Below are 1,175 nucleotides of genomic sequence, written 5' to 3'. Positions count from 1 at the left end.
GCCATCGTCGGCGCATCGTCGGGCAATCTCGTCGAGTGGTTCGATTTCTACGTCTACTCGTTCTGCGCGCTGTACTTCGCGCCGGCCTTCTTCCCGAAGGGCGACACCACCACGCAGCTGCTCAACACCGCCGGCGTGTTCGCCGCGGGCTTCCTGATGCGCCCGATCGGCGGCTGGTTCTTCGGCCGCCTCGCCGACCAGCGCGGGCGCCGCTTCGCGATGATGGTGTCGGTGTTCATGATGTGCGGCGGCTCGCTCGTGATCGCGGTGCTGCCGCCGTACGCGCAGATCGGCGTGCTCGCACCGGCGCTGCTGCTGGTCGCGCGGCTTTTCCAGGGGCTGTCGGTGGGCGGCGAGTACGGCACCAGCGCAACCTACATGAGCGAGGTCGCCTTGCAGGGCCGCCGCGGCTTTTTCGCGTCATTCCAGTACGTGACGCTGATCGGCGGCCAGCTGTGCGCGCTGCTCGTGCTCGTGATCCTGCAGCAGACGCTCACCACCGAAGAACTGAAAGCGTGGGGCTGGCGCATTCCGTTCGTGGTCGGCGCGATCGCGGCACTTGTTGCGCTGTACCTGCGCAAGTCGCTCGACGAAACCTCGACTGCCGCCAACCGTCAGCACCGCGACGCGGGCACGCTCGCCGGCATGTGGAAGCACAAGGGCGCATTCATGACGGTGATCGGCTTCACCGCCGGCGGCTCACTGATTTTCTACACGTTCACGACCTACATGCAGAAGTACCTGGTGAACACCGCGGGCATGCACGCGAAGACCGCGAGCAACGTGATGACCGCGGCGCTGTTCATCTACATGCTGATGCAGCCGCTGTTCGGCGCACTGTCGGACCGCATCGGGCGGCGTCAGTCGATGCTGCTGTTCGGCCTGTTCGCGACACTCGGCACAGTGCCGCTGCTGCATGCGCTGAAGGACGTGACGAGCCCGTATCTGGCGTTCGTGCTCATCATCGTGGCGCTCGCGATCGTGAGCTTCTATACATCGATCAGCGGCCTGATCAAGGCCGAGATGTTCCCGCCCGAAGTGCGCGCGCTGGGTGTCGGGCTGTCGTATGCGGTGGCCAATGCGATCTTCGGCGGCTCGGCTGAATATGTCGCGCTGTGGCTCAAGCAGGCGGGCATCGAGTCGACGTTCTTCTGGTACGTCACTGCGATGTGCGC

1 protein-coding gene is annotated in these 1,175 nt (G+C 65.0%); it reads left to right on the top strand.

Annotation, left to right across the window (positions count from 1 at the left end):
* Window positions 1-1,175 (top strand): MFS family transporter (locus HV796_RS42580; RefSeq protein WP_175233597.1); only part of this gene is annotated, 1,175 nt, incomplete at both ends.

It is taken from the genome of Paraburkholderia humisilvae (genome assembly GCF_902859855.1).
In the GTDB taxonomy this organism is placed as follows: Bacteria; Pseudomonadota; Gammaproteobacteria; order Burkholderiales; family Burkholderiaceae; genus Paraburkholderia; species Paraburkholderia humisilvae.
Note: the sequence above shows the minus strand (reverse complement) of the source record. Positions and strands in the feature narration are given on the sequence as shown.